This is a genomic window from Amaricoccus solimangrovi (assembly GCF_006385685.1).
In the GTDB taxonomy this organism is placed as follows: Bacteria; Pseudomonadota; Alphaproteobacteria; order Rhodobacterales; family Rhodobacteraceae; genus Amaricoccus; species Amaricoccus solimangrovi.
This window is the reverse complement of record NZ_VFRP01000001.1, coordinates 222,626-249,011: the sequence shown is the minus strand read 5'-3', so window position 1 is coordinate 249,011 and position 26,386 is coordinate 222,626. Positions and strand designations below refer to the sequence as shown.

The window sequence follows — 26,386 nt, the reverse complement described above, 5'->3', positions numbered from 1 at the left end:
CATGGGGGCGCCGGACCCGGTCCGGCGCCACTCGGCGCTGGACGACGCCCAGGGGCTCTTCATCGGCACCGCGGTCGTCGCCCTCGGCCTCGCGATCCTGCAGAGCACCGGGCTCGTCACCGGCCAGATCGCCGGGCTCGCGCTCCTCGTCGCGACCTGGACCGGACTGCCGTTCGGTCCGGTCTTCTTCGCGCTGAACCTGCCCTTCTACTGGCTCGCGATCCGCCGGCTGGGCTGGAGCTTCACGCTTAAGACCTTCGCCTGCGTCGGGGGTCTCACGCTTCTCTCCATCGCGCGGCCCCATCTCATCACCTTCGGCCATGTCCAGCCGCTCGCCGGCGCTGTGATCGCGGGGATCTGCATGGGCCTCGGCCTGCTCGGCGTCTTCCGCCACGGCGCGAGCCTCGGGGGCGTCGGCGTGGTCGCCTTCTACCTGCAGGACCGTTTCGGCTTCCGCGCCGGCTGGACCCAGCTTCTCGTCGACGCGGTCGTCTTCGCCCTCGCCCTTCTCACCCTGCCCGCCGCCTCGGTGCTCTGGTCGCTCTGCGGCGCGGTGGCGATGAATCTCGTCATCATGATCAACCACCGCCGCGACTGGTACGTCGCGATGTGACCGGCGCCGGAACGCCTCCGCGCCCCCGGCGAAAATACCCGCCGCCCGGCGCGTTTTTTGCCTTCGGACCGCCTTGACGCCGCCCGGACCCCCCTATAGGAAGCGCGCCAGTGGCGGAGTAGCTCAGCTGGTTAGAGCAGCGGAATCATAATCCGCGTGTCGGGGGTTCAAGTCCCTCCTCCGCTACCAGATATCCCAGACAACAGAACGCGTTACGCCGCCGCCGCGGCGGAGCCGCCCCCCTCGGCCGGGGGCGCGGTCAGGCCCGCCGGCCTGATGGCGAGGGCGCGGAGCGCGTTCAGGATCGTGGCCACGTCGATCGCCTCCTGCAGCAGGGCGCCCTGGACCGGGGTCAGGTAGCCGAGGGCCGCCGCCAGCATGCCGAGCACCGAGAGGCCGATCCCGGCGGCGACGCTCTCGAGCGCGATCGCGCGCGCGCGGCGGGCGATGTGGATCCCCGGGCCCAGCCGGTCGACGCGGTCGACGAGCAGCACGACATCGGCCGCCTCGGCCGAGGCGGCGGCGCCGCGCGCGCCCATCGCGACGCCGACATCCGCGGCGGCGAGCGCGGGCGCGTCGTTCACCCCGTCGCCGACCATCATCACCGGGCCGTTCTTGCGCTCGCTCAGCACCACGAGCACCTTCTGGTCCGGCGTCAGACCCGCGCGCAGCCCGTCGAGGCCGAGCCCCTCGGTCACGCGCTCCGCGACATCGGCCCGGTCGCCGGTCGCGAGCAGGATCCGCTCGATCCCGCCCGCGCGAAGCCCCGCCAGCATGTCGCGCATGCCCTCGCGCAGCGGGTCGGCCATGACGAGGCGCCCGGCCGGCCGGCCGTCGAGCGCCACCGCCACCACGACCGAACCGGCCGGCGGCGCCGCCCCGGCCTCCGGCGAGGCGCCGAGCCGGCGCGCGACGAACCCGTGCCCGCCGACGAGGACGGGGCGGCCTTCGACGAGGCCCGCCACCCCCTCTCCCGGGATCTCCGCCACCTCCTCCGGCGCGGGCAGGTCGAGCCCCCGCTCCCGCGCCGCCGCGGCGATGGCCTGCGCGACGGGATGTTTCGAGGCCTGGTCGAGCGCGGCGGCGTAGCGCAGGATCTCGTCGGGCGCCGCGCCCGCGCTCTCGATCGAGACGATGCGCGGCCGCCCGTCGGTCAGGGTTCCGGTCTTGTCGAGGATCAGCACGCGGATGCGCGCCATCGCCTCGAGCGGCGCGGCGCCCTTGATCAGGACGCCGAACCGCGCCGCCCGCGACAGCCCCGCGACGAGGGCGACGGGCACGGCGAGGATGAGCGGACAGGGCGTCGCCACGACGAGCACCGCGACGGCGCGGATCGGATCGCCGGTGGCCGCCCAGGCGGCGGCGGCGATCGCGACGGTGAGCGCCAGAAAGCCGAGCGACCAGCGGTCGGCGAGCCGCGACATCGGCGCCCGGGAGCGCTGCGCCGCCTCGACCAGGCGGACGATGCCGGCGTAGGTGCTGTCGCGCGCGGCGTGGCTGGCGACGAGGTCGAAGGCGTCGCCCGCGTTGGTCGAACCGCTCATCGCCTCGCTCCCCTCGGCGAGCCGGACGGGCAGCGACTCGCCGGTGAGCGCGGAGGTATCGAGGAAGGCCGCGCGCGAGGCGACGCGGCCATCGACCGGCACCACGTCGCCCTGCCGGATCAGCAGCCGGTCGCCGGGCGCGATCCCGTCGAGCGGCACCTCCTCGAGCGCGCCGTTCCGGTGACGTGTCGCGCTGCGCGGGACGCGCGACAGCAGGTCGCTCATGTCGCGCCGGGCGCGCCCCTCGGCGAAGCTCTCGAGGAAGGTGCCGCCCGAATACATGACCGCGACCACGGCCGCCGCGAGTGTCTCGCCGAAGAGAAGCGCCGCCGACATCGAGAGCGCGGCCACGATGTCGAGCCCGACCTCGCCCTGGCGCAGGCTCCGCAGGATCTCGACGACGAGCGCGGCCAGGACCGGCAGGACCCCGATCGTCCAGAGAATGCCGGCCGCGCCCGGGAAGCCCGCGATGCGCGATGCCAGCCCGGCGAGAAGGCCGAGGAGCGCCACCAGCAGGAGCAGGATCTTCAGGCGGTCACCATCCGATCGCGTCACGTGCCTCTCCCCTCCGTAACCCTTCCCCACCATCGCGTGGGCCGGCGGGCCTGTCGAGCCCGCGGCTCAGAGCCGGTCGCGCAGGCTGTACCAGCTCATCGCGAGCACGAGCAGCGGCCAGCGCAGCGCGGCGCCGCCGGGGAAGGCCGGCGGCGGCAGCCCGGCGAAGAGGTCGAAGCGTTCCGCCGTGCCCGCCACCGCCTCGGCGAGGAGCTTCCCCGCGAGCGTCGCCATCGCGACGCCATGGCCGGAGAAGCCCGCCGCCGAGAAGATCCCGCCCGGCAGGCGCTGGAAGGCCGGCATCCGGCTCGCCGTGATGCCGAGCGTCCCGCCCCAGGCATGGGTGACGCGCAGATCCGCGAGGCCGGGATAGACGCCGAGCATCCGCGGCCGGACGAGGCCCGCGATGTCGCGCGGGAAGCGGTAGCCGTAGCTCTCGCCGCCGCCGAAGAGCATCCGGCCGTCGGCGGAGAGGCGCCAGTAGTTCACCACGAAGCGCGAATCCGCCGCCGCCACCCCCGTCGGGATCAGCGCGGCGGCGCGCTCGGGGCCGAGCGGCTCGGTCGCGATGATGAAATTGTTGATCGGCATCACCCGCTCCGCGACGCGGGGGACGAGATCGCCGAGATAGCCGTTGCAACAGAGGAGGATGTGCCCGGCGCTGACCTCGCCCTCCGCCGTCCGGACGCGGCCCGCCTCGACCGAGACCGCCCTGCTCCGCTCGTAGACCCGCGCGCCCGCCGCCTCCGCCGCGCCGGCGAGGCCGAGCGCGTAGTTCAGCGGATGCAGATGCCCCGCGCCCATGTCGAGATCGCCGCCCTGATAGGCGTCGGTGCCGAGCAGCTCCGCGATCCCCGCCCGGTCGAGCGGCGCGCAGTCCGCGTAGCCGTAGTCGCGCGCGAGCTTCTCCGCCGCCGCGCGCGCCTCGGCCACGTCGCCGGGGCGCAGCGCCGCGTGGGCGACGCCGGCGCGGTAGTCGCAGGGGATCGCATGGCGCTCGATCAGGCCCCGGACGGTCGCCTTGGCCTCCTCCGCGAGGTTCCAGAACATCCGCGCCTGGTCGCGGCCCGCGGTCCGTTCGAGCCAGTCCTGATCGCGCCGCTGGCCCGAGCCGATCTGGCCGCCGTTCCGCCCCGAGGCGCCCCAGCCGAGCCGCTGCGCCTCGATCAGGACGACGTCGTAGCCGCGCTCGCGCAGATGGAGCGCGGCCGAGAGCCCGGCGTAGCCGCCGCCGATCACGCAGACATCGGCCCGTTCCGCGCCCCGGAGCGCCGGGCGCGGCGCGGCGCCGATCGCGGTCTCGGCGTACCAGCTCGCCGGATAGGCGCCGGGCGCGTCGTTGGCGGTCAGGAGATCGAGCCGGGCCACGCGTCAGACGTTCAGGAGCAGATGATCGCGCTCCCAGGGCGAGATCACGCGCAGGAAGGTCTCCACCTCGTCGCGCTTGATCGTCTGGTAGAGCGAGCAGAATTCGGACCCGAGCACCTCGGTCAGTTCCGGCGCCTCGTCGAAATGATCGAGCGCCGCGAGCAGGTCGCGCGGCAGCGCGCGGGGCCGGTGGTAGGCTTCCCCCGCCACCGCCTCGCGCGGCCGCAGCCCCTGCGTCATTCCGAGATAGCCGCAGGCGAGCGAGGCCGCGAGCGCGAGATAGGGATTGCAGTCCATGCCCACGACGCGGTTCTCGACCCGGCGGGCGTCGGGATGGCTGATCGGCACCCGGATCCCGGTGGTGCGGTTGTCCGGCCCCCATTCGAGGTTGATCGGCGCCGCGCCCCCCGGCACGAAGCGGCGGTAGCTGTTCACATAGGGCGCGAACATGCAGAGCACCGTCGGCACGTAGCGCTGCAGCCCCGCGATGAAGCCATGGAAGGCGTCGGTCGGCCCGCCGTTGCCGCCGGTGAAGATGTTGCGCCCTGTCCCCGTGTCGATCACCGACTGGTGGATATGCATCGCCGAGCCCGGCTCGTCCTGCATCGGCTTCGCCATGAAGGTCGCGAAGCAGTTGTTGCGCAGCGCCGCCTCGCGGATCGTGCGCTTGAAGAAGAACACCTGGTCGGCGAGCTTGATCGGGTCGCCGTGCAGGAAGTTGATCTCCACCTGCCCGGCGCCGCCCTCCTGGATGATCGTGTCGAGTTCGAACCCCTGCGCCTCCGCGAATTCGTAGATGTCGTCGATCACCTTGCCGTATTCGTCGACCGCGGACATCGAATAGGCCTGGCGCGAGACCATCTGCCGGCCGGTGCGCCCGACCGGCGGCTCGATCGGCTCGTTGGGGTTGAGATTGGGCTTGATGAGGTAGAATTCCATCTCGGGCGCCACCACGGCGCGCCAGCCCTTCTTCTCGTAGAGATCGACCACGCGCTTCAGCACGTTGCGCGGGGCGACCGGAACCCGCCGGCCGCTCAGATCCTCGACATTGTGGATCACCTGCAGCGTCACGTCGTCCGCCCAGGGCGCGGCCGTCGCCGTCGCGTAATCGGGCTTCAGCACCATGTCGCTCTCGGTCCACTGCATCACGTCGTGCATGTCGACGTAATCGCCCGAGATCGTCTGGTGAAAGATCGAGGTCGGCAGGAACATCCGGTCCTCGCGCACGAATTTCGCCGCCGGCATCGCCTTGCCGCGCGAGATGCCGGCGATGTCGGGCACGATGCACTCGACCTCCTCGATCCGCCGCCCGCCGAGCCAGTCGCGGAAGGTCTCGGGAAGGCGGGCCAGGAATTCGTCGCGGGACGCCGTTGCCATTGTGTTCCTCAGAGTCGGCCGACCGGCACCGGGGCGGCGCCACCCGCCTCCGCCAGCAGGCAAAGCCAGTCATGCGCGAGATGCGCGGCGGCGAGCGCGGTGATCTCGGCGTGGTCGAAGGGCGGCGAGACCTCGACGAGATCCATGCCGACGAGATTCAACCCCCCGAGGCCGCGCACGAATTCGAGCGCCTGCCAGCTCGCGAGCCCGCCCGGAACCGGTGTGCCCGTGCCCGGCGCGAAGGCCGGGTCGAGCCCGTCGATGTCGAAGGAGAGATAGACCGGAGCGTCGCCGGCCCGCGCCCGCGCCGCCTCGATCGCGGCGCCGATCCCCTCGCGGTGGATGAAGGGCGCGGTCAGCACCTGCAACCCCTCGTCGGAATCGTGGAAGGTGCGGATGCCGACCTGGGTCGAGCGCGCCGGATCGACGATCCCCTCGCGGATCGCCCGGCCCATCATCGTGCCGTGGTCGATCCGGCCCGGATCGTCGGGCCAGAGGTCGCCATGGGCGTCGACCTGGATGAGCGCGAGCGGACCGTGAACCGCGGCGTGCGCCCTGAGGAGCGGCCAGGCGATGAAGTGATCGCCGCCGAGCGTCAGGAGCTTCGTCCCCGTCGCGAGGATCTCCGCCGCCTGGCGCTCGATCGCGGGCGCCACCGTCTCCGGGTGGTGCGGATCGATCCAGGCATCGCCGTGGTCGATCACCGAGAGTTCCTCGAAGAGGTCGAAGCCGAAGGGAAAGGCCCTGAGCTCGGCGAGCTGGACCGAGGCCGCGCGGATCGCGCGGGGACCGAGCCGGCAGCCGGGGCGATAGGTCACCGAGGCGTCGTAGGGCACGCCCCAGACCGCGACGTCGACCCCCGTCAGATCGCGCGTGTAGCGCCGGCGCAGGAAGGAGAGCGCGCCGCCATAGGTCATCTCCGCCCAGTGCGCGCGGTTCTCCCGCGCCCGGAACGCCTGATCGCCGCTATCCGCCATTCTTCCGCGCCCCCCGCCGCATCTGCCAGGTGGCGATCCCCACCCCCACCGCGACGATCGCGATGATGATCGTCGCCAGCGCGTTGATATCCGGGCTGACGCCGAGGCGCACCTTGGAAAAGATCACCATCGGCAGCGTCGAGGCGCCCGGTCCGGTGACGAAGCTCGCCACGACGAGATCGTCGAGCGAGAGGGTGAAGGAGAGCAGCCAGCCCGCGACGAGCGCCGGCGCGATCACCGGCACCGTCACGTCGAAGAACACCCGCGCGGGCCGCGCGCCGAGATCCATCGCCGCTTCCTCGAGGCTCTCGTCGAGGCTCGCGAAGCGGCTCTGCGCCACGACGGTCACATAGGCCATGCAGAAGGTCGTGTGCGCGATGATGATCGTGGTCATGCCCCGCCCCGCCGGCCAGCCGATCAGCTGCTCCATCGCGACGAAGAGCAGGAGCAGCGAGAGGCCGGTGATCACGTCGGGCATCACGAGGGGCGCCGCGCTCATCCCCGTCAGCAGCGCCCGCCCCTTGAACGGCCCGAACCGGGTCAGCACGAAGGCCGCGAGCGTGCCGAGCACGGTGGCGAGCGTCGCCGAGGTCACGGCGACCTTGAGGCTGATCCAGGCGGCGGAGAGGATCTGCGGGTTGCGCAGCAGTTCCCCGTACCACTTGGTCGAGAAACCGCCCCAGACCGTGACGAGCTTGCTCTCGTTGAAGCTGAAGACGATCAGCGACAGGATCGGCGCGTAGAGGAAGACGAAGCCGAGGATGACGAAGGCGGGCAGCCAGACGTTCCGGCGCATCCCTCACTCCTCCTCGACGCGCTGCTGCGCGGTCCGCAGGATCATGATCGGGATCACGAGGGCGATCAGCATCGCGATCGCCACCGCGCTCGCGGTCGGCCAGTCGCGGTTCGAGAAGAACTCGTTCCAGAGCACCCGGCCGATCATCAGCGTGTCCGGTCCGCCGAGCAGTTCCGGGATCACGAATTCGCCGATCGCCGGCACGAAGACCAGCATGAACCCCGCGATGATGCCGGGCATCGAGAGCGGCAGCGTCACGTGGAAGAAGGTCGGCAGCGGCCGCCCGCCGAGATCCGCGGAGGCTTCGAGCAGCGCCTCGTCGAGCTTCACGAGATTGGCGTAGAGCGGCAGGATCATGAACGGCAGATAGGTATAGACGATGCCGAGATAGACCGCGAAATTCGTCTGCAGCATCACGAGCGGCTGGTCGATGATCCCGGTCCAGAGCAGGAAGTTGTTGATCACCCCGTTCGAGCGCAGGAACCCCTGCCAGGCGTAGACGCGCAGCAGGAACGAGGTCCAGAACGGCAGGATCACCAGCATGAGCAGGACCGAGCGCCGCGCCTCGGAACTGCGCGCGATGTAATAGGCGATCGGGTAGCCGATGAGCAGCGTCAGCACCGCCGAGAAGAAGGCGAGCCGGATCGAGAAGAAATACGCCTTGATGTAGAGCGGGTCGTCGAAGAGATAGCCGAAATTCTCGAAGCTGAGCGAGATCGTCATCCGCGCCCCGTCCCGCTCGACGAGGGGGAGATAGGGCGGCATCGCGATCGCGGGTTCCGAGACCGAGAGCTTGGCGACGACGAGGAACGGGACGAGGAAGAAGATCAGGAGCCAGAGCATCGGCACCGCGATCACCAGCGTCCGCCCGCGGAGGCCGAGCGCCGCGAGGAGCGCGGCGGTCCAGCGCAGCGGCGCCACGCGCTCGATCACCGCGCTCATCGGGTCAGCACCGCGCCGGCCGTGTCGTCCCAGGTCACCCAGACCTCGTCGCCCCAGGTGATCGCCTCGTCGTCGTGGCGGGTCAGATTGGCCTTGGTGGCGCTCAGGAGCCGCCCCGTCGGCAGTTTCAGCCGGTGGATCGAGATGTTGCCCATGTAGGCGATCTCGTCGACCACGGCGCGGAAGACGTTCTCGGTCTTGTCCGGCCGCGTTCTCGAGATGCGGATCTTCTCCGGCCGGACCGCGTACCAGAGCTGCTGGTCGAGCACGCAGGAGACGCCGTGGCCGACATAGATCGAGCCGCCGAGATCGGCGACGCCGAGGCGGATGTAATCCGGCTCGTCCTCGGTCACGCGGCCCTCGAACATGTTCACCGAGCCGATGAAATCGGCGACGAAGCGCGAGTTCGGATGTTCGTAGATCTCCGGCGGCTCGCCGACCTGGACGATCTGGCCCGCGTTCATCACCCCGATCCGGGAGGCGAGCGTCATCGCCTCCTCCTGGTCATGCGTCACGACGATGAAGGTGACGCCGAGCGATTCCTGGATCTTGATCAGCTCGAACTGCGTCTCCTCGCGCAGCTTCTTGTCGAGCGCGCCGAGCGGCTCGTCGAGCAGCAGGAGCTTCGGCCGCTTCACGAGGGAGCGCGCGAGCGCGACGCGCTGCCGCTGGCCGCCGGAGAGCTGGTGCGGCTTGCGGCTGGCGAAGGGCGTGAGCTGGACGAGGCGCAGCATCTCGGCCACCTTCTCCATCGCCTCGGCCTTCTTCATGCCGTCGCGATAGAGCCCGTAGGCGACGTTCTTCTCCACCGTCATGTGCGGGAAGAGCGCGTATGACTGGAACATCATGTTGGTCGGGCGCTCGTAGGGCGCCTTGCCCGCCATGTCCTGGCCGTCGATCTCGATCCGGCCCTCGGTGGGCGTCTCGAACCCGGCGAGCATCCGCAGCAGCGTGGACTTGCCGCAGCCCGAGCCGCCGAGCAGGCAGAAGAGCTCGCCCTTGTAGATGTCGAGGCTGACGTCGTCGACCGCGTAGAAATCGCCGAAACGCTTGGTGACTTTCGAGATCCGGATGAACGGCGGTTCGGCGCCGGTGATCCAGGGTTTGGACGTGGCGACGGGGACGGGAGTGTTCATGCCTGCTCCGCGACGGGGGCGGCGCGTCGGACGCGCCGGTCGGGCGGAGATTAGGCGGGGCGCCGCGCGCCTGTCCAGCCTTCGCGGACGCGGGAAAAGCCCTCCGGGCCGGGGACGAGCCCCGCCCCCGGGCGTTCCGGGAGCGCCGCGGCCAAGGCGGCGCCCCCAGGTTTCCCAGCGGCTTACTGGCCGGTCTTCGCCCTGGTCCAGAGCTTCGTGATCAGCCGGTCGGTCCGCGCGTCATAGACCTGGGCCGGATAGAGCTTCGCGAGCACGTCGGGTCCGGGGAAGATCGCCGGATCGTCGCGGATCTCGGGATCCACCAGAGGCAGAGAGGCCGTGTTCGCGTTCGCGTACCAGACGTAGTTGGTGATGTCGGCGGTGATCTCGGGCTTCATGATGAAGTTGATCCAGGCGAGCGCCGCCTCCGGATTCGGCGCGTCCACCGGGATCGCCATCATGTCGAACCACTGCTGCGCGCCTTCCTCCGGCACGGAATAGGCGATCTCGACGCCCTTGCCCGCCTCCTCGGCGCGCGCCGCGGCCTGGAAGACGTCGCCCGAATAGCCGAGCGAGACGCAGACCTCGCCGTTCGCGAGATCGGAGATGTACTGCGAGGAATGGTAGTAGCGGATGTAGGGCCGGATCGCCTCGATCACCCCCGCCGCCTTCTCCAGATCCTCGGGCTTCTTGCTGAGCGGGTCGAGGCCGAGATAGGTCAGCGCGCTCGGGAACACCTCGGAGGCGGAATCGAGCAGCGTGATCCCGCAATCGGCGAGCTTTTCCGCGTATTTCGGATCGAAGATCAGCGACCAGCTGTCGGTCGGCGCGTCCTCGCCCAGACGTTCGGCCACCTTCGCCACGTTGTAGCCGATGCCGTTCGTCCCCCACATGTAGATGACCCCGTAGGTATTGTCGGGATCGTAGGCGGCGGCCGCCTTCATCAGTTCGGGGTCCATGTTCTCGAGGTTTGGCAGCTTCGACTTGTCGAGCGGCTGGTAGACCCCGGCGGCGATCTGGCGCTGCAGGAAGTTCGAGGTCGGCACCACGACGTCGTAGCCCGAATGGCCCGCGAGCAGCTTCGCCTCGAGCGTCTCGTTGGAATCGTAGACGTCGTAGACGACCTTGATCCCGGTCTCCGCCTCGAACTTCCGGATCGTGTCCTCGGCGATGTAGTCCGACCAGTTGTAGATATGCACGACCTTGTCCTGGGCGAGCGCCGGGAGCGCCGCGGCCGCGGCGAGTAAGCCTGCGAGGCTGAGACTGCGGATCATCAACGGTTCCTTGTTCGTCGGTTGGATGCGGGGGCGGCCCCGTCAGAGGCCGAGGCGGTCGCGCAGACCGTACCACCAGGATCCCAGCATGGAATAGGGTACGCGGAAACGCTGTCCGCCGGGAAACGGGATCCAGGGCACGGCGGCGAAGGTGTCGAAGCGGCCCGCGTCGCCATCGACCGCCGCCGCGATGATCCGGCCGAAGAGATGGCTGCCGACGACGCCGTGCCCGCTGTAGCCGGCGGCGAAATAGGTGTTCGGCCCCAGCCGTCCCATCTGCGGCACCCGGCTGAAGGAGATCGCGCAGTTGCCCGACCAGGCGTGATCGATCCGGACCCCGCGCAGATCGGGGAATACCTTCTCGAGATTGGGCAGGATCTTCGCCCGGATGTCGGCCGGATCCGCGCCGCCATAGACCGTGCCGCCGCCGAAGAGCAGCCGGCCGTCGGCGCTCAGCCGGTAGTAGTCGAGCACGTAGCGCACGTCCTCGACGCAGACCCCGGTCGGAAGCAGCGCCTGGCCGCGCGCGCCGAGCGGCTCGGTCGCGATGATCTGGGTCGAGAAGGGCATGACGCGCGTGTCGAGCGCCGGCGCCACCGGCCCGAGATAGGCGTTGCCGGCGAGGACGAGGATCCGGGGCCGGACCACGCCGGAGGCGAGGCGGAGCACCGGCGCGCCGTCGAGCGCCTCGATCCGCTCCACGCGGCTTTCCTCGTGGATGACGCCGCCCTCGCTCTCGAAGGCCTTCGCCTCGCCCAGCGCGAGGTTCAGCGGGTGCATGTGGCCGCCGGTCGGATCGAGCATGCCGCCCGCGTAGAAGTCCGTCGCCACGTGCTTCCGGATCCCGGCCGCGTCCAGCATCTCGAAATCGTCGAGCCCGTAGCGCCGCCAGAGCGCCTGTTTCTCCGCGAGCATCCGCATGTGCCTGTCGGTCAGCGCGGCGAAGAGATTGCCGTCGCGCAGGTCGCAGTCGATCGCGTATTTCGCGATGCGCTCGCGAATGATCTCTCCGCCCTCCCGGACGAGCGAGGCGACGAAGCGCGCGGTCTCGGCGCCGTAGCGCCGCTCGATCGTGTCGAGCCCGGCGTTCAGCCCGTTGACGATCTGCCCGCCGTTGCGCCCCGACGCGCCCCAGCCGACCTTCGCCGCCTCGAGGATCATGACCTCGTGGCCCTTGGCCGCGAGGTCGATCCCGGCGGAGAGGCCGGTGAACCCGGCGCCCACGACGCAGACCTCGGGCGCCGCCTCCCCCGCGAAGGCGGGGCGCGCGGGCGCGGGATTGGCGCTCGCCGCGTAGTAGCTCGGCGGGTAGTCGGTCTCCGCCATCAGACCGTCTCCAGATAGGTGTCGTGCTCGAACGGGCTGATCTGCTGGCTGAACACCTGCAACTCCTGGCGCTTCATGCCGACGAACTGCTCGCGCAGGATCGGGGCGAAGATCCGGCCGGTGCTGCCGGACTGCTCGAAAGCCTCGATCGCGAGCTTCCAGTCGGCGGGCAGGGTCGCGCCGGACCGCGCGTCCTCGGCGGCGACCAGCGGCTCGGGCGGGGCGATCCGCCGCTCCATCCCGTAGAGCGCGCCGCCGAGGATCGCGGCGAGCACGAGATAGGGGTTGGCATCCGCGCCGGCGACGCGATGCTCGATCCGGCGCGCCGCGCCCGAGCCGCCCGGGATCCGGACGGCGGCGGAGCGCGTCTCATAGCCCCAGCAGACCTGAGACGGGCTGTGAGCGTCGGGCTGCAACCGCCTGTAGGAATTGAGATGCGGGGCGAAGACAAGGCTCGACCCGCGCATCGCGTCGAGAAGCCCTCCCACCGCGTGGAGCATGGTCTCGGACCCCTCCGGCCCGCCGTTGTCGAAGACGTTGCGCCCCTCGCGGTCGAGCAGGCTGAAATGGACGTGGAACCCGTTGCCGGCCCGATCGAGGAAGGGCTTCGCCATGAAGCTCGCCGCGAGCCCGTATTTCCGGGCGATCCCCTTCACGAAACGCTTGAAATAGAGCGCGTCGTCGGCCGCCTTCAGCGGATCGGCGACATGGAGCAGGTTGATCTCGAACTGTCCGCCGCCATTCTCGGAGATCGCGCTGTCCACGGGAATCCCGTGCGCGTCGCAGGCGGCGTAGACATCGGTGAAGAAGGCCTCGAAATGGTCGAGATCGTCGATGCAGAGCGCGCCGTCGCCGTCGAGCAGCCGCTGCGTCACCGGCGATTTCGGCGGCGAGGGCACCTCGGCGGAGGTGTCGACGAGATAGAATTCGAGCTCGGTCGCGACGACCGGCGTCAGCCCGAGCGCGGCGTAGCGCGCGCAGATCTCCGCGAGCGCGCGCCTGGGATCGCCGAGGAAGGGCGCGCCGTCCTCGCAGACCATCCAGAGCGGCAGGAGCGCGGTCGGCGAGCCGAGCCAGTTCATCGGCAGGAAGCCCCGCCCCGTCGGCGCGCAGAGCCCGTCGACGTCGCCCATCTGGTAGACGAGCGGATTGCCCTTCCAGTCCTCGCCCCAGATGTCGAGGCAGGCGATCGAATAGGGCATCCGCGTCTGGCCCTCGAGCACCTTGCGCGCCTGGGCTACCGGCACGCGCTTGCCGCGCAGGATGCCGTTCAGGTCGCAGACGGCGGCGCGCAGGCTGGTGATTTCGGGGCGCCGCTCCAGCCAGGCGAGGGCTTCGTTCGTATCCAAGATCCACTCCGGTCCGCTCTCCGGCTCCCTAGCACCCGGGGCCGGCGGCTCCAAGCGCCGCGCGCCCCCGCAGCTAATCCCGGCGACGGGTTTACACCGCCGTCCGATGCACTAGACCTTGATCAGCCACGTTCCAGCGACGGAGCCACCCGACCGCCCGATGCCGAAGAAACAGGAGCTCAAGCCCAGTCCGCGCACCGTGCTGACCCTCTGCCGGGGCAAGCACCCGCCCTCGCTCCAGGTGGGCGCGATCTGCTTCCGCCGCGCGGGCAAGGGGGTGCGCATCATGCTCATCACCAGCCGCGACACCGGGCGCTGGGTGATCCCGAAGGGCTGGCCCACCCGCAAGCATTCCGAGGCCTGGGCGGCGGCGCGCGAAGCCTATGAGGAAGCGGGCATCCTCGGCACCGTCTCGGAGAAGAGCATCGGCTTCTACACATACCGCAAGGGCGTGAAGGGCGGGCTCAGCATGCCCTGCGTCGTGCGCGTCTACCCGCTCGAGGCGCGCGAGCGGCTGAGGCATTACCCGGAGACCGGACAGCGGCGGGTGAAATGGTTCAAGCGCGGCAAGGCGGCGCGCAAGGTGCGCGACCCGGAACTGGCGCGGATCCTGCGCGAGTTCGATCCCGACCGGCGCGGCAAGCCGCCCCGGATGCCGAAATTCATCGTCCACGGCTCGGTGGCCTGACGTCCGGGGCGCGGGCGGCGCGGCGGGTTGCGGCGCCCCGCTCCCCTCACGGAACTCAGTCGGCCGCGCCCTCCGGCCCCGCCCTCCAGTCGCGCATCGCGGCCATCGCCTCCTCCGCCGTCTCGACGAAGCGGAAGAGGTCGAGATCCGCCGGCGAGATCGTGCCCGCCTCCGCCAGCGCCTCCCAGTTCACGATCCGCCGCCAGAATTCCTCGCCGAAGAGCAGGATCGGCATCGGCTCCATCCGCCCGGTCTGGATCAGCGTCAGCGTCTCGAAGAGCTCGTCGAGCGTGCCGAAGCCGCCGGGGAAGACCGCGACCGCCTTCGCGCGCATCAGGAAGGTCATCTTCCGGATGCCGAAATAGTGGAAGTTGAAGCTCAGTTCCGGCGTGCCGTAGAGGTTCGGCGCCTGTTCGTGCGGCAGCACGATGTTGAGCCCGATCGAGACGCCGCCCGCCTCGGCCGCGCCCCGGCTCGCCGCCTCCATCACGCCGGGACCGCCGCCGCCGCAGATCACGTTCTCGGCGCAGCCGCTCTCGAGCGAGGTGAGCGTGACCAGCCGGGCGAATTCCCGCGCCACCTCGTAGTAATGCGCGAGCTTGGCGAGGCCGGGCCGGCGGGCATCCTCGGGCCGCTCTGGGATCCGCGCGCCGCCGAAGATCACCACGGTCGAGACGATGCCGCGGTCCTGGAGTTCCATTTCCGGCTTCAGCAGTTCGAGCTGCAGCCGGACCGGGCGCAGCTCGTCGCGCTTGAGGAAATCGAAATCGGCGAAGGCGAGCCGGTAGCTCGGCGACAGCGTCTGCGGCGTGTCGAGCTGCCGCTCCCAGGTCGCCTGATCCTCCGCCGCGTCGGGGAAGCGTCGCTGCGTCTTGCTCGGTCCTGCCATGTACTCCTGCCCGGTCTGCCGAATGGTCGAAGGCGGTGTCGGCGAGATTGCCAGCCCCGCGTTACGCAATTATAGCTTGCCGCCGATCCCCGCCAGCCGGAACTGGAACGCCGTGATGACCCTGACCGATCTTGACCCCGCGACCCTCGAATCCGCGATCGAAGCCGCGTGGGACGCGCGCGACACGATCACGCCGCGCACCGGCGGCGAGACCCGCGCCGCGATCGAGACGGTGCTCGAAGGGCTCGACAAAGGCAAGATCCGCGTCGCCGAGCCGCGGCCGGACGGCGCCTGGCACGTCAACCAGTGGGCGAAGAAGGCCGTGCTGCTCGGCTTCCGCCTGCAGGACATGGGGCCGCAGTCGGGCGGGCCGCAGGGCGGCGGCTGGTGGGACAAGGTCGATTCGAAGTTCAAGGGCTGGGCCGAGCCCGACTGGCGCGCCGCGGGCTTTCGCGCGGTGCCGAGCGCGGTGGTGCGCCGCTCGGCCTATATCGCGCCGGGCGTGGTGCTGATGCCCTCCTTCGTCAATCTCGGCGCCTTCGTGGACGAGGGCACGATGGTCGACACCTGGGCGACCGTCGGCTCCTGCGCGCAGATCGGCAAGAACGTGCACCTTTCGGGCGGCGTCGGCATCGGCGGCGTGCTGGAGCCGATGCAGGCGGGGCCGACGATCATCGAGGACAACTGCTTCATCGGCGCGCGCTCCGAAGTGGTCGAGGGCTGCGTCGTGCGCGAGGGTTCGGTGCTCGGCATGGGGGTCTTCATCGGCAAGTCGACGAAGATCGTCGACCGCGCGACCGGCGACATCTTCTATGGCGAAGTGCCGCCCTATTCGGTGGTGGTCGCGGGCGCGCTGCCCGGCAAGCCCTTCCCGGACGGCACGCCGGGTCCGAGCCTCTACTGCGCCGTCATCGTGAAGCGCGTGGACGAGCGCACCCGGTCCAAGACCTCGATCAACGAGCTGCTGCGCGACTAGGGCGCGCGGAGGCGGCGCCCGGGGGCGGCGGCGGTGGATCAGCCCTTCCAGGCCTTCGACATCGGCCGGATCCTGATGGGGGAGGCGCAACCGCTCTTCCTTCTGGAGGTGCTGGTCCGGACGCTGATCGTCTACGGCTACACGCTGCTGCTCCTGCGCTGGATCGGCGGGCGGACCGTGGCGCAGCTCTCGATGGTCGAGTTCCTGCTCGTCATCGCGCTCGGATCGGCGGTCGGTGATTCGCTCTTCTATCCCGACGTGCCGCTCGTCCCCGCGCTTCTGGCGGTGACGGTGGTCGTGCTCGTCAACAAGGGGCTCGACCTCGCGATCATCCGCTGGCAGCGGGCCAAGAACCTGGTCGACGGCCTGCCGGTCATAGCCATCGAGGGCGGGCGCATCCACGTGGCGACGCTGGACCGCGACGGGCTCGGTCCCGACGAATTCCTGTCGCGGCTCCGCATCGAGGGGGTGCGCAACCTCGGCGAGATCGAGACCGCCTTCATCGAGCCCGACGGCCGCGTCAGCGTCTTCCGCCGCGCGGAACCGGCGCCGGGCCTGCGCATCGCGCCGCCGCACGAGCTTCACCCGCCCCAGCCGCTCGAGGATCCGGCGCTGGCGCCGGGCGGAATGGCCTGCTGCGTGATCTGCGGCGGCCTCTCGCCCGCGCCCGAGGTGGTGCCCGACGGGGCCTGCCCCTACTGCGCCTCCCACCGCTGGACCGCGCCCGAATCCTAGGGCGGACCCGGTCCGCCACCGCAGCGAGGACACATGACAGAGACGGAAAAGCCGAAGCGCCCGCAACAGGTCTACACGCTGCTGGTCCAGGTCGGGCGCAAGCCCGGCGACGGGCTGCCGAAGGGGGCGACCGGCGCGGGGATCCTCTGCTACGCGACCGGCGTCGACGAGGAGGAGGCGGTGCGCGAGACCGTGGCGCTGCTCAGGGCCGCCGATCTCGCGCCGCTCGACGTCACGGGCTACGGCACGCTGGAGGACCGGCTCGCCGAGGGCCACGAGGTTCCGGAGGAGGAGCGGAAGCTGATGGCGCGCGCCCTCGCCGAGAACGCGGTCATCGTCGCCGAGATGACTCCCTTCCTCGAGGACGAAGGCTGAGGCGCGCGCCGGCCCGCCACCCGCTTGCACCCGTGCCCCGGCCCGGCTTAGCCTCGCCGCCCCGGGCCGACGCGGCCGGAAAGCGGAGGAAGAATGATGACCGAACCCACGCTCGGCTTCGACACGCTGCAGATCCACGCGGGCGCGCGGCCCGATCCGGCGACCGGCGCGCGGCAGACGCCGATCTACCAGACCACGGCCTATGTCTTTCGCGACGCCGATCACGCGGCGAAACTCTTCAATCTGGAAGAGGTGGGCTACATCTACTCCCGCCTGACCAATCCGACCGTCTCGGTGCTGCAGGAGCGGATCGCCGCGCTCGAAGGGGGCGTCGGCGCGGTCGCCTGCTCCTCGGGCCACGCGGCGCAGATCCTCGCACTCTTCCCGCTGATGGCGCCGGGCAAGGACGTGATCGCCTCGACCCGGCTCTACGGCGGCACCGTCACCCAGTTCTCGCAGAGCATGAAGCGTTTCGGCTGGGACGCGCGCTTCGTCGATTTCGACGATCTCGCGGCGATCGAGGACGCGGCCTGCGACGACACGCGCGCGATCTTCTGCGAGAGCGTCTCGAATCCGGGCGGCTACGTGACCGACATCCCGGCCGTCGCCGAGGTCGCGCACCGGCTCGGCGTGCCGCTCATCGTCGACAACACCTCCGCCACGCCCTTCCTCTGCCGTCCGATCGAGATGGGCGCCGACATCGTCGTGCATTCCACGACGAAATACCTCTCGGGCAACGGCACCGCTATGGGCGGCGTCGTGGTCGATTCCGGCAATTTCGACTGGGCCGCCTCGGGCAAGTTCCCGAGCCTGACGGAGCCCGAGCCCGCCTATCACGGGCTCCGCTTCCAGGAGACCTTCGGCGCGATGGCCTATACCTTCCACGGCATCGCCATCGGCCTGCGCGACCTCGGCATGTGCCAGTCGCCGCAGAACGCCTTCCTGACGCTGCTCGGCACCGAGACGCTGTCGCTCAGGATGGCGCGGCATGTCGAGAACGCGGTCCGCGTGGCGAGCTGGCTCGAGAAGGATCCGCGGGTCGAGTTCGTCACCTATGCCGGGCTCGCCTCCTCGCCCTGGAACGAGCGGGCGACGCGGCTCTATCCGAAGGGCGCGGGGGCGATCTTCACCTTCGCGGTCAGGGGCGGCTACGACGCCTGCGTGAAGCTCGTCGACAACGTGAGGCTCTTCAGCCACGTCGCCAATCTCGGCGACACACGCTCGCTCATCATCCACTCCGCCTCCACCACGCACCGCCAGCTCTCGCCCGCCCAGCAGGAGGCCGCGGGCGCCGCGCCGAACGTGGTGCGGCTCTCGATCGGGATCGAGGACGCGGACGACCTGATCCGCGACCTCGACCAGGCGCTCGCCGCCGCGACCCGCTGAGAACCGGAGGGAGCCGGCGCGCCACCGGCTCCCCCCGAGGTCAGAGCAGGATGAAGTCGCTCGCCCTCAGCGCGCCGGAATAGTCCTCGAGGGTCAGCGTCAGCGTCCCGATGTCGCTGTCATCATGAGTCAGCGGCAGTTCGACCACCGTGTCGGTTTCACCGCCGTCCGAGACGTGGTGCCAGGCCAGTTCGTGGAAGTCCGGATTCGCATCCCGGCCGACGAAGGTCACCCCATCGTCCACCGCCCCGTCGATCACGATCTTGTCCCCCTGCGACCGGCTGAAGTCGGTGATCGTCGCATGCTGCGAGTATCTGTCGTCGATACGAGGAAAATCCGTCCAGAGCAGCTCGGTCGAGAACTCGAACCTGTCCGCGCCGCTTCCGCCGGTCATCAGGAAGTTGCCCGTCCCCGCGATGAGGCGATCGGCCCCCGCGCCACCGCCGAGCACGTCCGTCGTGAAGTATGTCGCCGTCGGGTCGCCGTTGGTTATGTAATAGTCGTAATAGGCGAGGGAGCCGCCGGAATCGATCACGTCGTTTCCGGAGCCTCCGCGCAGGACCTCGATCGTGTCGGAGATTCCGAGGCGGGGCTCGCTGCCATCATCCTCAAGGAAGCGTATACCCCCTCCCCCATGAATGGTGTCGTTCCCTCCGGCGCCCTCGACCGTGTTGAACCCGTAGGCGACGCGGATGTCGTTGGCCGCCCCGTTGCCGATGACGGTGTCATCGCCGTCGGCGGTCACGACGTTCTCGATCGACCTGATGATGTCGCTGCCGACGAAGCCCGCCGTGCGCGCCCTTCCGGCGCCGAGGTCCACCAGCACGTCGGGCGCGATCGATTCGTTCGGAAAGTCGTCGCCTACGACGAAGTTGGCGTAGACCAGCGTGTCCGTCCCTTTCCCGCCGTTGATCACGTCGCGGCCGTCGAAAGGCAGGGACGGATCATCGAAGACGATGTTCCTCCCGTGCGGGTCGTATTGCCCGCCGGCCAGCGTGTCGTTCCCGTCGCCGCCGAGCAACGTGTCGTCCCCGAGACCGCCGACGAGCAGATTTGCCCTGCTACTGCCGGCCAGGTGGTCCGAGCCCGAGCCGGCGATCAGGCCCTCGATCGACCGGAGGTGTTCCGGCGACCAGGACTGACCGGGAAAGGTGATCCTTCCCGCCGAGAGATCGACGTAAAGCGGGCTCCAGTTCACGTCATATACCGCGATATCGAAACCCCGCCCGCCAACGAGCGAGTCCGTGCCGGTGCCGCCGAAGAGCGTGTCGTTGCCATAGCCCCCGAGCAGCGTGTCGTTCCCCGCGCCGCCATCGAGGAAGTCGTCGCCGCCGCCGCCCTCGAGCCGGTCCGCGCCGCCCAGCCCGGACAGGTCGTCATCGCCGCCGAGCCCGCGGATCACGTCCGCCGCGCCCGTACCCGGGAGCGTGTCGCCGTTCGGCGTCCCAGTGATGTTCATCGTCTTTCCCCTCACACAAACATGCGCCGCTCGGGATACGCCTGGGGACCAGAGAGCTTTCGCGGACCTCACAATCCCGCGGCCCGGTGCCGAGCACGGCAAGTTTACGCCTGCTTTGCGAATTGGCAATTCATATCAATATATAAGAATGTTTCATTTCATGATATTGCGCCGCATTTTTCTCCGTATCCGATAAATTTCATGAATATCCATTTGCTTTAAATTCGAAATCCCGTGATCGACTTGCGCCGCGCATCAACCCCGATGATGCGCTGCGAAGCTCCGCCGCCGGCGGCCTGTCGGCTTGACGCGCGGCCGGCGCCGACTTACGCGGGCGGCATGGCCGAACCACCCATCCTCACCCTCGCCGACATCGCGCTCACCTTCGGCGGCGACCCGCTCTTTTCCAATCTCGCGCTCTCGGTGCATCCGGGGGAGCGGATCGCGCTCGTCGGGCGCAACGGCTCGGGCAAGTCGACGCTGCTCAGGATCATGGCCGGGCTGACGCTGCCCGACAGCGGCGCCCGCTTCCTGCGCCCCGGGCTCACCGTCGGCTACATGGCGCAGGATCCGGATTTCGGCGGCTATGCGACGCTCGGCGATTTCGCCGGGGCGCATGTCGATCCCGCCGAGCACTGGCGGGTCGAGATGGCGATGGAGGGCGTGAAGCTCGATCCCTCGCTCGCGCCGGAGGCCGCCTCGGGCGGCGAGCGGCGGCGGGCGGCGCTGGCGAAGATCCTCGCCGAGGCGCCCGACCTGATGCTGCTCGACGAGCCGACGAACCATCTCGACATCGCCGCGATCGCCTGGCTCGAGGGCTGGCTTCGGGAGACGCGGACCGCCTTCGTCGTGATCAGCCACGACCGCGCCTTCCTCCGCGAGCTCACCGACCGGGTGCTCTGGGTCGACCGGGGCGAGGTCCGGCGGCTCGACCGGGGCTTCGCCGCCTTCGAGGAATGGCGCGACAAGGTCTACGAGGAGGAGGACCAGCAGCGCCACAAGCTGAACCGGCTCATCAAGGCCGAGGCGCGCTGGGCGGTCGAGGGTATCTCCGCGCGGCGCAAGCGCAACCAGGGGCGCGTCCGCCGGCTCGCGGACCTGCGGGCCGAACGCTCGGCCCAGATCGCGCGGACCGGCACGGCGAAGATGGAGTTCGAGAGCGCGACGCGCTCGGGCAAGCTCGTCGTCGATGCCGAGCATGTCTCGAAAGGCTATGGCGAACGCGTGATCCTGAGGGATTTCTCGATCCGGGTGAACCGGGGCGAGCGGATCGCGCTGGTGGGGCCGAACGGCGTCGGCAAGACCACGCTCCTCGGAATCCTGACCGGGCGGATCGCGCCGGACGGCGGCAAGGTCCGGCTCGGCACCAATCTGGTGCCCGCGCTCTTCGACCAGAACCGCCAGGAGCTTCGCGACGACGTCTCGCTCTGGGAGACGCTGACCGGCGACGCGGAACTCGGCGTCTCGGGCCGCAACGACCAGGTGATGGTGCGCGGCAGGCCGCGCCACGTCGTGGGCTATCTGAAGGAATTCCTGTTCCCCGAGATCCAGGCGCGAGGCCCGGTCTCCGCGCTCTCGGGCGGCGAGCGGGCGCGGCTCCTGCTCGCCAAGCTGATGGCGAAGGATTCGAACCTGCTCATCCTCGACGAGCCGACCAACGATCTCGACGTCGAGACGCTCGACCTGCTGCAGGAGCTGATCGACGATTACGAGGGCACGGTGCTCGTCGTCAGCCACGACCGCGACTTCGTCGACCGGGTCGCGACGACGACGGTGGCGATGGAGGGCGACGGCCGCGCGACGATCTACGCCGGCGGCTGGAGCGACTATCAGGCGCAGCGCCCCCCTGACGCCGGCCCGGAGCCGAAGGCCGAGCCGAAACCCGCCCGCGCCGCGCCCCGCGAGGCGCCGAAGCCGAAGCCGCGCGGCAAGCTCGGCTTCGCGGAGACGCATCGGCTCGAGACCCTGCCGGGCGAGATCGACCGGCTCACGGCCGAGATCGGCAAGCTCGAGGCGCTGCTCGCCGATCCCGCGCTCTTCACGCGCGAGCCGGCGAAGTTCCGGAAGGCGACCGACGCGCTGGTGGCGCGGCAGGGCGCGCTGCACGCGGCGGAGGAGGAATGGCTCCGCCTCGAGGCGCTGCGCGAGGAAATCGAGGGCTGAGGCGGACCCCCACGACGCGGCGCCGGCGCGAAAACGCCGGTTTCCCGCGAAATCGTTATCCCATCGGGAATGGGAAGCCCTTATACCACGGATACTTGATGGGCGCGGTCGGCGCCCGAACAGATATGGATATGAAGGACATGCGGACAAACATTCTTCGCGGCCTCGCCCTTTCCGCCGCGGCGGCCCTCGCGCTGACGGCCTGCGCATCCCCCAACAGCGGCGATGTCGTCTCCGCCAACCAAGCCCAGGTCGCGCAGTCGGTGAACATGGGCACGATCACCGGCAGCCGGGCGGTCACCGTGCAGGGTGGCAACAAGCCGGGAGAGGTTGTCGGCACCATCGCGGGCGGCATCGTCGGCGGCCTGCTCGGCAACGAGATCGGCAAGGGCACCGGCAACGTGCTCGCGACCGGGGCGGGCGCGACCGCTGGCGCGGCGGTCGGCAACCGCGTCGCGGGCTCCGCGACGCAGCAGGCCTCGACCGAATGGTTCGTGCGCCTCGACAGCGGCCAGAACATCTCGGTCATCCAGGCCTCGCCCGCCTTCGCGGTCGGCCAGCGCGTGCAGGTGGTCCAGAGCGGCAACGGCGTGACGCGTCTCGTCCCGTAACGGCGGCGCCGGTACGAAAGGGGCCGCCGCCCGCTCCGGGCGGCGGCCTTCTCAGGCGGCCTTGTCAGGCGACCGTCTGGGCCAGGCGCTCGCGCTCCGTCCGCTCCTGCTCCCGGCGGTAGGGATGCGCGGGATAGGTGCCGAGCATCCTGAGGCTCGACGTGAAGTAGCGCAGTTCCTCGAGCGCGCGCGCGACCGCGGGATCCTCGGGATGCCCCTCGATGTCGGCGTAGAACTGCGTCGCGGTGAAATGGCCGTCGACCATGTAGCTCTCGAGCTTGATCATGTTGACGCCGTTGGTCGCGAAGCCGCCCATCGCCTTGTAGAGCGCGGCGGGAATGTTGCGCACGCGGAAGACGAAGGTGGTCAGCACGTCGCCGCCGCGCGGCGCGATCCGGGGCTCGGGCGCCATGACGAGGAAGCGGGTGGTGTTGTTCTTGTGGTCCTCGATGTGGCGGGCGAGCACGTTCAGCCCATAGATCCGGCCCGCGAGTTCCGAGGCGAGCCCGGCGAGGCTCCTGTCACCCGTCGCGGCGACGATCTCTGCGGAGCCGGCGGTGTCGGCGCCGGTGCGCGGCGCGATGCCGTGCTCGCGCAGGAAGGCGCGGCACTGGCCGAGCAGCACGGTATGGCTCATCGCCGATCTCACATCCTCGAGCCGCGCCCCCGGCACGCCGAGCAGGTTGATGTGCACGCGCAGGAAATGCTCGCCCACGATGTGAAGGCCGGATTCGGGCAGAAGGTGGTGGATGTCGGCGACGCGGCCGTAGGTCGAGTTCTCGACCGGCAGCATGGCGAGGTCGGCCCGCCCCTCCCAGACCGCGGCGATCGCATCCTCGAAGGTCGCGCAGGGCATCGCCTCCATCTCCGGATGCACCTCGGCGCAGGCCTGGTGCGAATAGGCCCCGCGCGTGCCCTGGAAGGAGATCACATTGGTCTTCTGGCGCATCGGCCCTCGCTCCCCGCGGATCTGGAATCGGCGGCGGACCATAGGCGCGAAAGCGGCGGATGGAAAGCCGCGGGCGGGCGCGCCGGGTCCCCGCCCTTCGCGACGGACGAAGCGTCGCACGGGAAGGGCGCGCCCGGTCTTGCGCGCGCGGCGAGGATGCGGGTAAAACACCCGTGATCGGAACAACCGGCCCCCAGCCGCCGCGAAAGGTGCCCACCGCCTCATGAATACGATGGAAATTACCAAGCTCGTCGGCGCCTTCTGCGGCAGCCTGCTGGTCCTGCTCCTCCTGAACTTCTTCGCGGGCGAGATCTTCAATACCCACAGCGAGGAAGTCGCCTATGTCATCAACGTGCCGGAGGCCGGCGCGGGCGAAGGCGGCGGCGAGGCGCAGCCCGAGGTCGACGTGGCCGCGCTGGTCGCCGCGGCCGATCCCGCGAAGGGCGAGGGCGTGTTCAAGAAATGCGCCGCCTGCCACAAGATCGACGGCTCCAACGCGGTCGGCCCGCATCTCGAGAACGTGGTCGGCCGGCCGGTCGGCTCGGTCGACGGCTTCTCCTATTCGGACGGGATGAAGGGCCACGGCGGCGACTGGACGCCCGAGAACCTGTTCCACTTCCTGCAGAAGCCCTCGGCCTTCGTGCCCGGCACCAAGATGTCCTTCGCCGGCCTTCCGAAGCCGGAGGACCGGGCGAACGTGATCGCCTATCTCGAGTCGCTCGAGAAGTAGGGGCCGGCCGCGATCCCCGCGACTGCGACCCGGACCCTCCCGCGGGGTCGCGCGACAGTCGCGCGATCCCGATCACGATTTCCCGCGGTCTTCGCGCGCGGGCCGGGCCTTTACCGCCGGCCGCGGGCAAGTAAAGTGACGGTGACGAGACGCCGCCACGACAGGACGACGCGATGACCGCAGGCCCGACCCGCCCCCCGCTCCCCGGGGTCTCCGCCGATCCCTCCCCCGCCGGAACCCCGGACGATCGGGCCGGGCTTCGCGGGACGCGACGCGGGATGCTCGGCCTCGCGGCGGGCCTCGCGCTCGGCGCGGCCTTCCTCTCGCCGGAGGCGCGGGCCGAGGAGACCGCCGCCGCCGAGACCGCTACCGCCGAGACCGCCGGGGGCGGGACGATCATCCGGAGCCACGGGATCTCGACCTTCGGCGATCTGAAATATCCCCCCGACTTCGCGCATTTCGACTTCGTCAATCCCGACGCGCCGAAGGGTGGCACGATGGTGTTCCGGGGGACGGGCGCGAGCAAGACCTTCGACAGCCTGAACAGCTTCATCCTGAAGGGCGAACCGGCGCAGGGGCTGGGTCTGCTCTACGACAGCCTGCTGACCGGCGCCCCGGACGAGCCCGACGCCAGCTACGGGCTGATCGCGCGCGGGATCGAATACCCGGAGGACCGCTCCTGGGTGATCTTCGACATGCGGCCGGAGGCGAAGTTCTCGGACGGCGCGCCGATCACGGCCGAGGACGTCGTCTTCACCTACGACGCGCTGATGGAGAAGGGTCAGCCCTCCTACCAGATCACGCTCAGGGACATCGCCTCGGTCGAGGCGCTCGATCCGCATCGGGTCAAGTTCACCTTCAGGCCCGGCGTGCCGAGCCGCGACCTGCCGGCCATGGTCGGCGGGCTCGCCATCCTGCCGAAGCACTATTACGACGAGGTCGATTTCGGCGAGTCCACGATGACCCCGCCGGTGGGGTCGGGGCAGTATCACGTCGAGAACGCCCAGCCCGGCCGCTCGATCCGCTACTGCCGCAATCCCGACTACTGGGGCAAGGATCTTCCGGTGAATATCGGCTCGTCGAATTTCGACTGCTACCAGTACGAATACTATGGCGACGACAACGCCGCCTTCGAGGCGTTCAAGGTCGGCGACTACCAGTTCCATCAGGAATTCTACTCCGCGCTCTGGGCGACCGGGTACAACTTCCCGGCCATGGACGAGGGCTGGGTGAAGCGCGAGGAGATCCCGGACAACACGCCCTCGGGAACGCAGGGGTTCTGGTTCAACCTGCGCCGCGAGAAGTTCCAGGATCCCCGCGTGCGCGAGGCGATCGGCCTGATGTTCAACTTCGAATGGACGAACGCGACGCTGTTCTACGGCCTCTACCAGCGCACCGACTCCTTCTTCGAGAATTCCCCGATGCAGGCGGAGGGCGTGGCCGGGGGCGAGGAACTGGCGGTGCTCGAGCCGTTCCGCGACCGGCTTCCGCCCGAGATCTTCACCGAGCCCCCCTATACCCCGCCGGTCAGCGGCGAGCAGCAGATCGACCGTTCCGCGCTGCGCCGCGCGTCGAAACTGCTCGACGAGGCGGGCTGGCCGGTCGGAAAGGACGGACTCCGGCGCGACGCGCGGGGCGCGACGCTCGGCGTGGAATTCGTCGACGACGCGCCGACCTTCGAGCGGATCATCAACCCCTATGTCGCGAACCTGCGCCGGATCGGCGTCGACGCCCGGTTCAGCCGGATCGACGCGGCGCAGATGCAGCAGCGGCTGAAGACCTTCGACTACGACATCATCCCCACCCGCTTCGTCATGTCGATGAGCCCCTCGATCGAGCTGCGCGAGATCTTCGGCTCCGCCGCCGCCAACGCGCAGGGCACCGCCAATCTGACCGGGCTCGCCGATCCGGTGGTGGACGCGCTGATCGAGCAGGTGATCGCCGCGAAGAGCCGCGAGGAGCTCGACGCGCGGGCGCAGGCGCTCGACCGGGTGCTGCGCTCCAAGCAGATCTGGGTGCCGAACTGGTATTCGGGCAAGTTCCTGATCGCCTACTGGGACATCTACGGGCGCCCGGACCAGCCGCCACCCTATTCGCGCGGAGACGCCTTCTGGTGGTTCGACCAGGCGAAATTCGACAAGCTCAGGGCGCAGGGCGCGCTGCGCTGA

Annotated in this window: 23 protein-coding genes and 1 tRNA gene; 11 read left to right on the top strand and 13 right to left on the bottom strand. The window is 69.8% G+C overall.

Annotation, left to right across the window (positions count from 1 at the left end; genetic code table 11):
• Position 1: 1 nt before the first annotated feature.
• Complete coding sequence (locus FJM51_RS01125) at positions 2-613, top strand: YitT family protein (protein ID WP_140452258.1); 612 nt, start codon at positions 2-4, stop codon at positions 611-613.
• 112 nt (positions 614-725) lie between these two features.
• A tRNA-Met gene (locus FJM51_RS01120) sits at positions 726-802 on the top strand.
• 23 nt (positions 803-825) lie between these two features.
• On the opposite strand, the gene FJM51_RS01115 is transcribed toward FJM51_RS01120, so the two are convergent.
• The 10 genes from FJM51_RS01115 to FJM51_RS01070 form a co-directional block, all read right to left on the bottom strand.
• A complete protein-coding gene (locus tag FJM51_RS01115) occupies positions 826-2,712 on the bottom strand; it encodes a heavy metal translocating P-type ATPase (RefSeq protein ID WP_140452257.1) in 1,887 nt (628 codons plus the stop codon).
• 66 nt (positions 2,713-2,778) lie between these two features.
• The gene (locus FJM51_RS01110; protein ID WP_140452256.1) at positions 2,779-4,080 is read right to left on the bottom strand and encodes an NAD(P)/FAD-dependent oxidoreductase; all 1,302 of its coding nucleotides are present in this window, start codon (positions 4,078-4,080) and stop codon (positions 2,779-2,781) included.
• 3 nt (positions 4,081-4,083) lie between these two features.
• Complete coding sequence (locus FJM51_RS01105; RefSeq protein WP_140452255.1) at positions 4,084-5,457, bottom strand: glutamine synthetase family protein; 1,374 nt, start codon at positions 5,455-5,457, stop codon at positions 4,084-4,086.
• A gap of 8 nt (positions 5,458-5,465) precedes the next feature.
• Positions 5,466-6,434 (bottom strand): agmatinase, encoded by a 969-nt coding sequence (gene speB / locus FJM51_RS01100; RefSeq protein WP_140452254.1) that lies wholly within the window; start codon positions 6,432-6,434, stop codon positions 5,466-5,468.
• Positions 6,424-7,230: an ABC transporter permease subunit gene (locus FJM51_RS01095; protein ID WP_140452253.1), complete on the bottom strand. Its 807-nt coding sequence runs from the start codon at positions 7,228-7,230 to the stop codon at positions 6,424-6,426. The genes speB and FJM51_RS01095 overlap by 11 nt, the downstream gene beginning before the upstream one ends.
• A gap of 3 nt (positions 7,231-7,233) precedes the next feature.
• Positions 7,234-8,073 carry an ABC transporter permease subunit gene (locus FJM51_RS01090; RefSeq protein WP_233712941.1) on the bottom strand — a complete coding sequence of 280 codons (840 nt, stop codon included), beginning with the start codon at positions 8,071-8,073 and terminating at the stop codon, positions 7,234-7,236.
• A gap of 95 nt (positions 8,074-8,168) precedes the next feature.
• On the bottom strand, positions 8,169-9,308 hold the full coding sequence (locus tag FJM51_RS01085) for an ABC transporter ATP-binding protein (protein WP_140452251.1): 1,140 nt from the start codon (positions 9,306-9,308) through the stop codon (positions 8,169-8,171).
• Positions 9,309-9,490: 182 nt separating this feature from the next.
• Entirely contained in the window at positions 9,491-10,582 is a 1,092-nt protein-coding gene (locus tag FJM51_RS01080; protein ID WP_140452250.1) for a polyamine ABC transporter substrate-binding protein, read from the bottom strand.
• A 42-nt stretch (positions 10,583-10,624) separates the two neighbouring features.
• On the bottom strand, positions 10,625-11,908 hold the full coding sequence (locus tag FJM51_RS01075) for an NAD(P)/FAD-dependent oxidoreductase (RefSeq protein ID WP_140452249.1): 1,284 nt from the start codon (positions 11,906-11,908) through the stop codon (positions 10,625-10,627).
• On the bottom strand, positions 11,908-13,257 hold the full coding sequence (locus FJM51_RS01070; protein WP_140452248.1) for a glutamine synthetase family protein: 1,350 nt from the start codon (positions 13,255-13,257) through the stop codon (positions 11,908-11,910). Before FJM51_RS01070 ends, FJM51_RS01075 begins: the two co-directional genes overlap by 1 nt.
• A 160-nt stretch (positions 13,258-13,417) precedes the next feature.
• Here FJM51_RS01070 and FJM51_RS01065 point away from each other — a divergent pair, with 160 nt between their 5' ends.
• Positions 13,418-13,945, top strand: coding sequence for an NUDIX hydrolase (locus FJM51_RS01065; protein ID WP_140452247.1), 528 nt, complete (start codon positions 13,418-13,420; stop codon positions 13,943-13,945).
• A gap of 55 nt (positions 13,946-14,000) precedes the next feature.
• Here FJM51_RS01065 and FJM51_RS01060 read toward each other — a convergent pair whose 3' ends face one another.
• Complete coding sequence (locus FJM51_RS01060) at positions 14,001-14,834, bottom strand: LOG family protein (RefSeq protein WP_140452246.1); 834 nt, start codon at positions 14,832-14,834, stop codon at positions 14,001-14,003.
• Between the two features lie 115 nt (positions 14,835-14,949).
• Between FJM51_RS01060 and dapD the strand changes: the two genes are divergently transcribed.
• The 4 genes from dapD (at position 14,950) to FJM51_RS01040 (ending at position 18,306) form a co-directional block, all read left to right on the top strand.
• Positions 14,950-15,810 (top strand): 2,3,4,5-tetrahydropyridine-2,6-dicarboxylate N-succinyltransferase, encoded by an 861-nt coding sequence (gene dapD, locus FJM51_RS01055; RefSeq protein ID WP_140452245.1) that lies wholly within the window; start codon positions 14,950-14,952, stop codon positions 15,808-15,810.
• A gap of 33 nt (positions 15,811-15,843) precedes the next feature.
• Positions 15,844-16,545: a DUF421 domain-containing protein gene (locus tag FJM51_RS01050; protein WP_140452244.1), complete on the top strand. Its 702-nt coding sequence runs from the start codon at positions 15,844-15,846 to the stop codon at positions 16,543-16,545.
• A gap of 33 nt (positions 16,546-16,578) precedes the next feature.
• Positions 16,579-16,920 carry a DUF8846 family protein gene (locus FJM51_RS01045; RefSeq protein ID WP_140452243.1) on the top strand — a complete coding sequence of 114 codons (342 nt, stop codon included), beginning with the start codon at positions 16,579-16,581 and terminating at the stop codon, positions 16,918-16,920.
• Positions 16,921-17,013: 93 nt separating this feature from the next.
• Positions 17,014-18,306, top strand: coding sequence for an O-acetylhomoserine aminocarboxypropyltransferase/cysteine synthase family protein (locus tag FJM51_RS01040; RefSeq protein ID WP_140452242.1), 1,293 nt, complete (start codon positions 17,014-17,016; stop codon positions 18,304-18,306).
• Positions 18,307-18,346: 40 nt separating this feature from the next.
• On the opposite strand, the gene FJM51_RS01035 is transcribed toward FJM51_RS01040, so the two are convergent.
• A complete protein-coding gene (locus tag FJM51_RS01035; RefSeq protein WP_140452241.1) occupies positions 18,347-19,765 on the bottom strand; it encodes a calcium-binding protein in 1,419 nt (472 codons plus the stop codon).
• 339 nt (positions 19,766-20,104) lie between these two features.
• On the opposite strand from FJM51_RS01035, the gene FJM51_RS01030 reads away from it, so the two are divergent.
• Positions 20,105-21,928, top strand: coding sequence for an ABC-F family ATP-binding cassette domain-containing protein (locus tag FJM51_RS01030; RefSeq protein ID WP_140452240.1), 1,824 nt, complete (start codon positions 20,105-20,107; stop codon positions 21,926-21,928).
• Between the two features lie 140 nt (positions 21,929-22,068).
• Positions 22,069-22,539: an outer membrane lipoprotein gene (locus tag FJM51_RS01025; protein WP_181164404.1), complete on the top strand. Its 471-nt coding sequence runs from the start codon at positions 22,069-22,071 to the stop codon at positions 22,537-22,539.
• A 64-nt stretch (positions 22,540-22,603) separates the two neighbouring features.
• Here FJM51_RS01025 and FJM51_RS01020 read toward each other — a convergent pair whose 3' ends face one another.
• The gene (locus FJM51_RS01020; RefSeq protein ID WP_140452238.1) at positions 22,604-23,488 is read right to left on the bottom strand and encodes a prephenate dehydratase; all 885 of its coding nucleotides are present in this window, start codon (positions 23,486-23,488) and stop codon (positions 22,604-22,606) included.
• A gap of 232 nt (positions 23,489-23,720) precedes the next feature.
• Between FJM51_RS01020 and FJM51_RS01015 the strand changes: the two genes are divergently transcribed.
• A complete protein-coding gene (locus FJM51_RS01015) occupies positions 23,721-24,218 on the top strand; it encodes a c-type cytochrome (protein ID WP_140452520.1) in 498 nt (165 codons plus the stop codon).
• 173 nt (positions 24,219-24,391) lie between these two features.
• Positions 24,392-26,386, top strand: coding sequence for an extracellular solute-binding protein (locus FJM51_RS01010; RefSeq protein WP_140452237.1), 1,995 nt, complete (start codon positions 24,392-24,394; stop codon positions 26,384-26,386).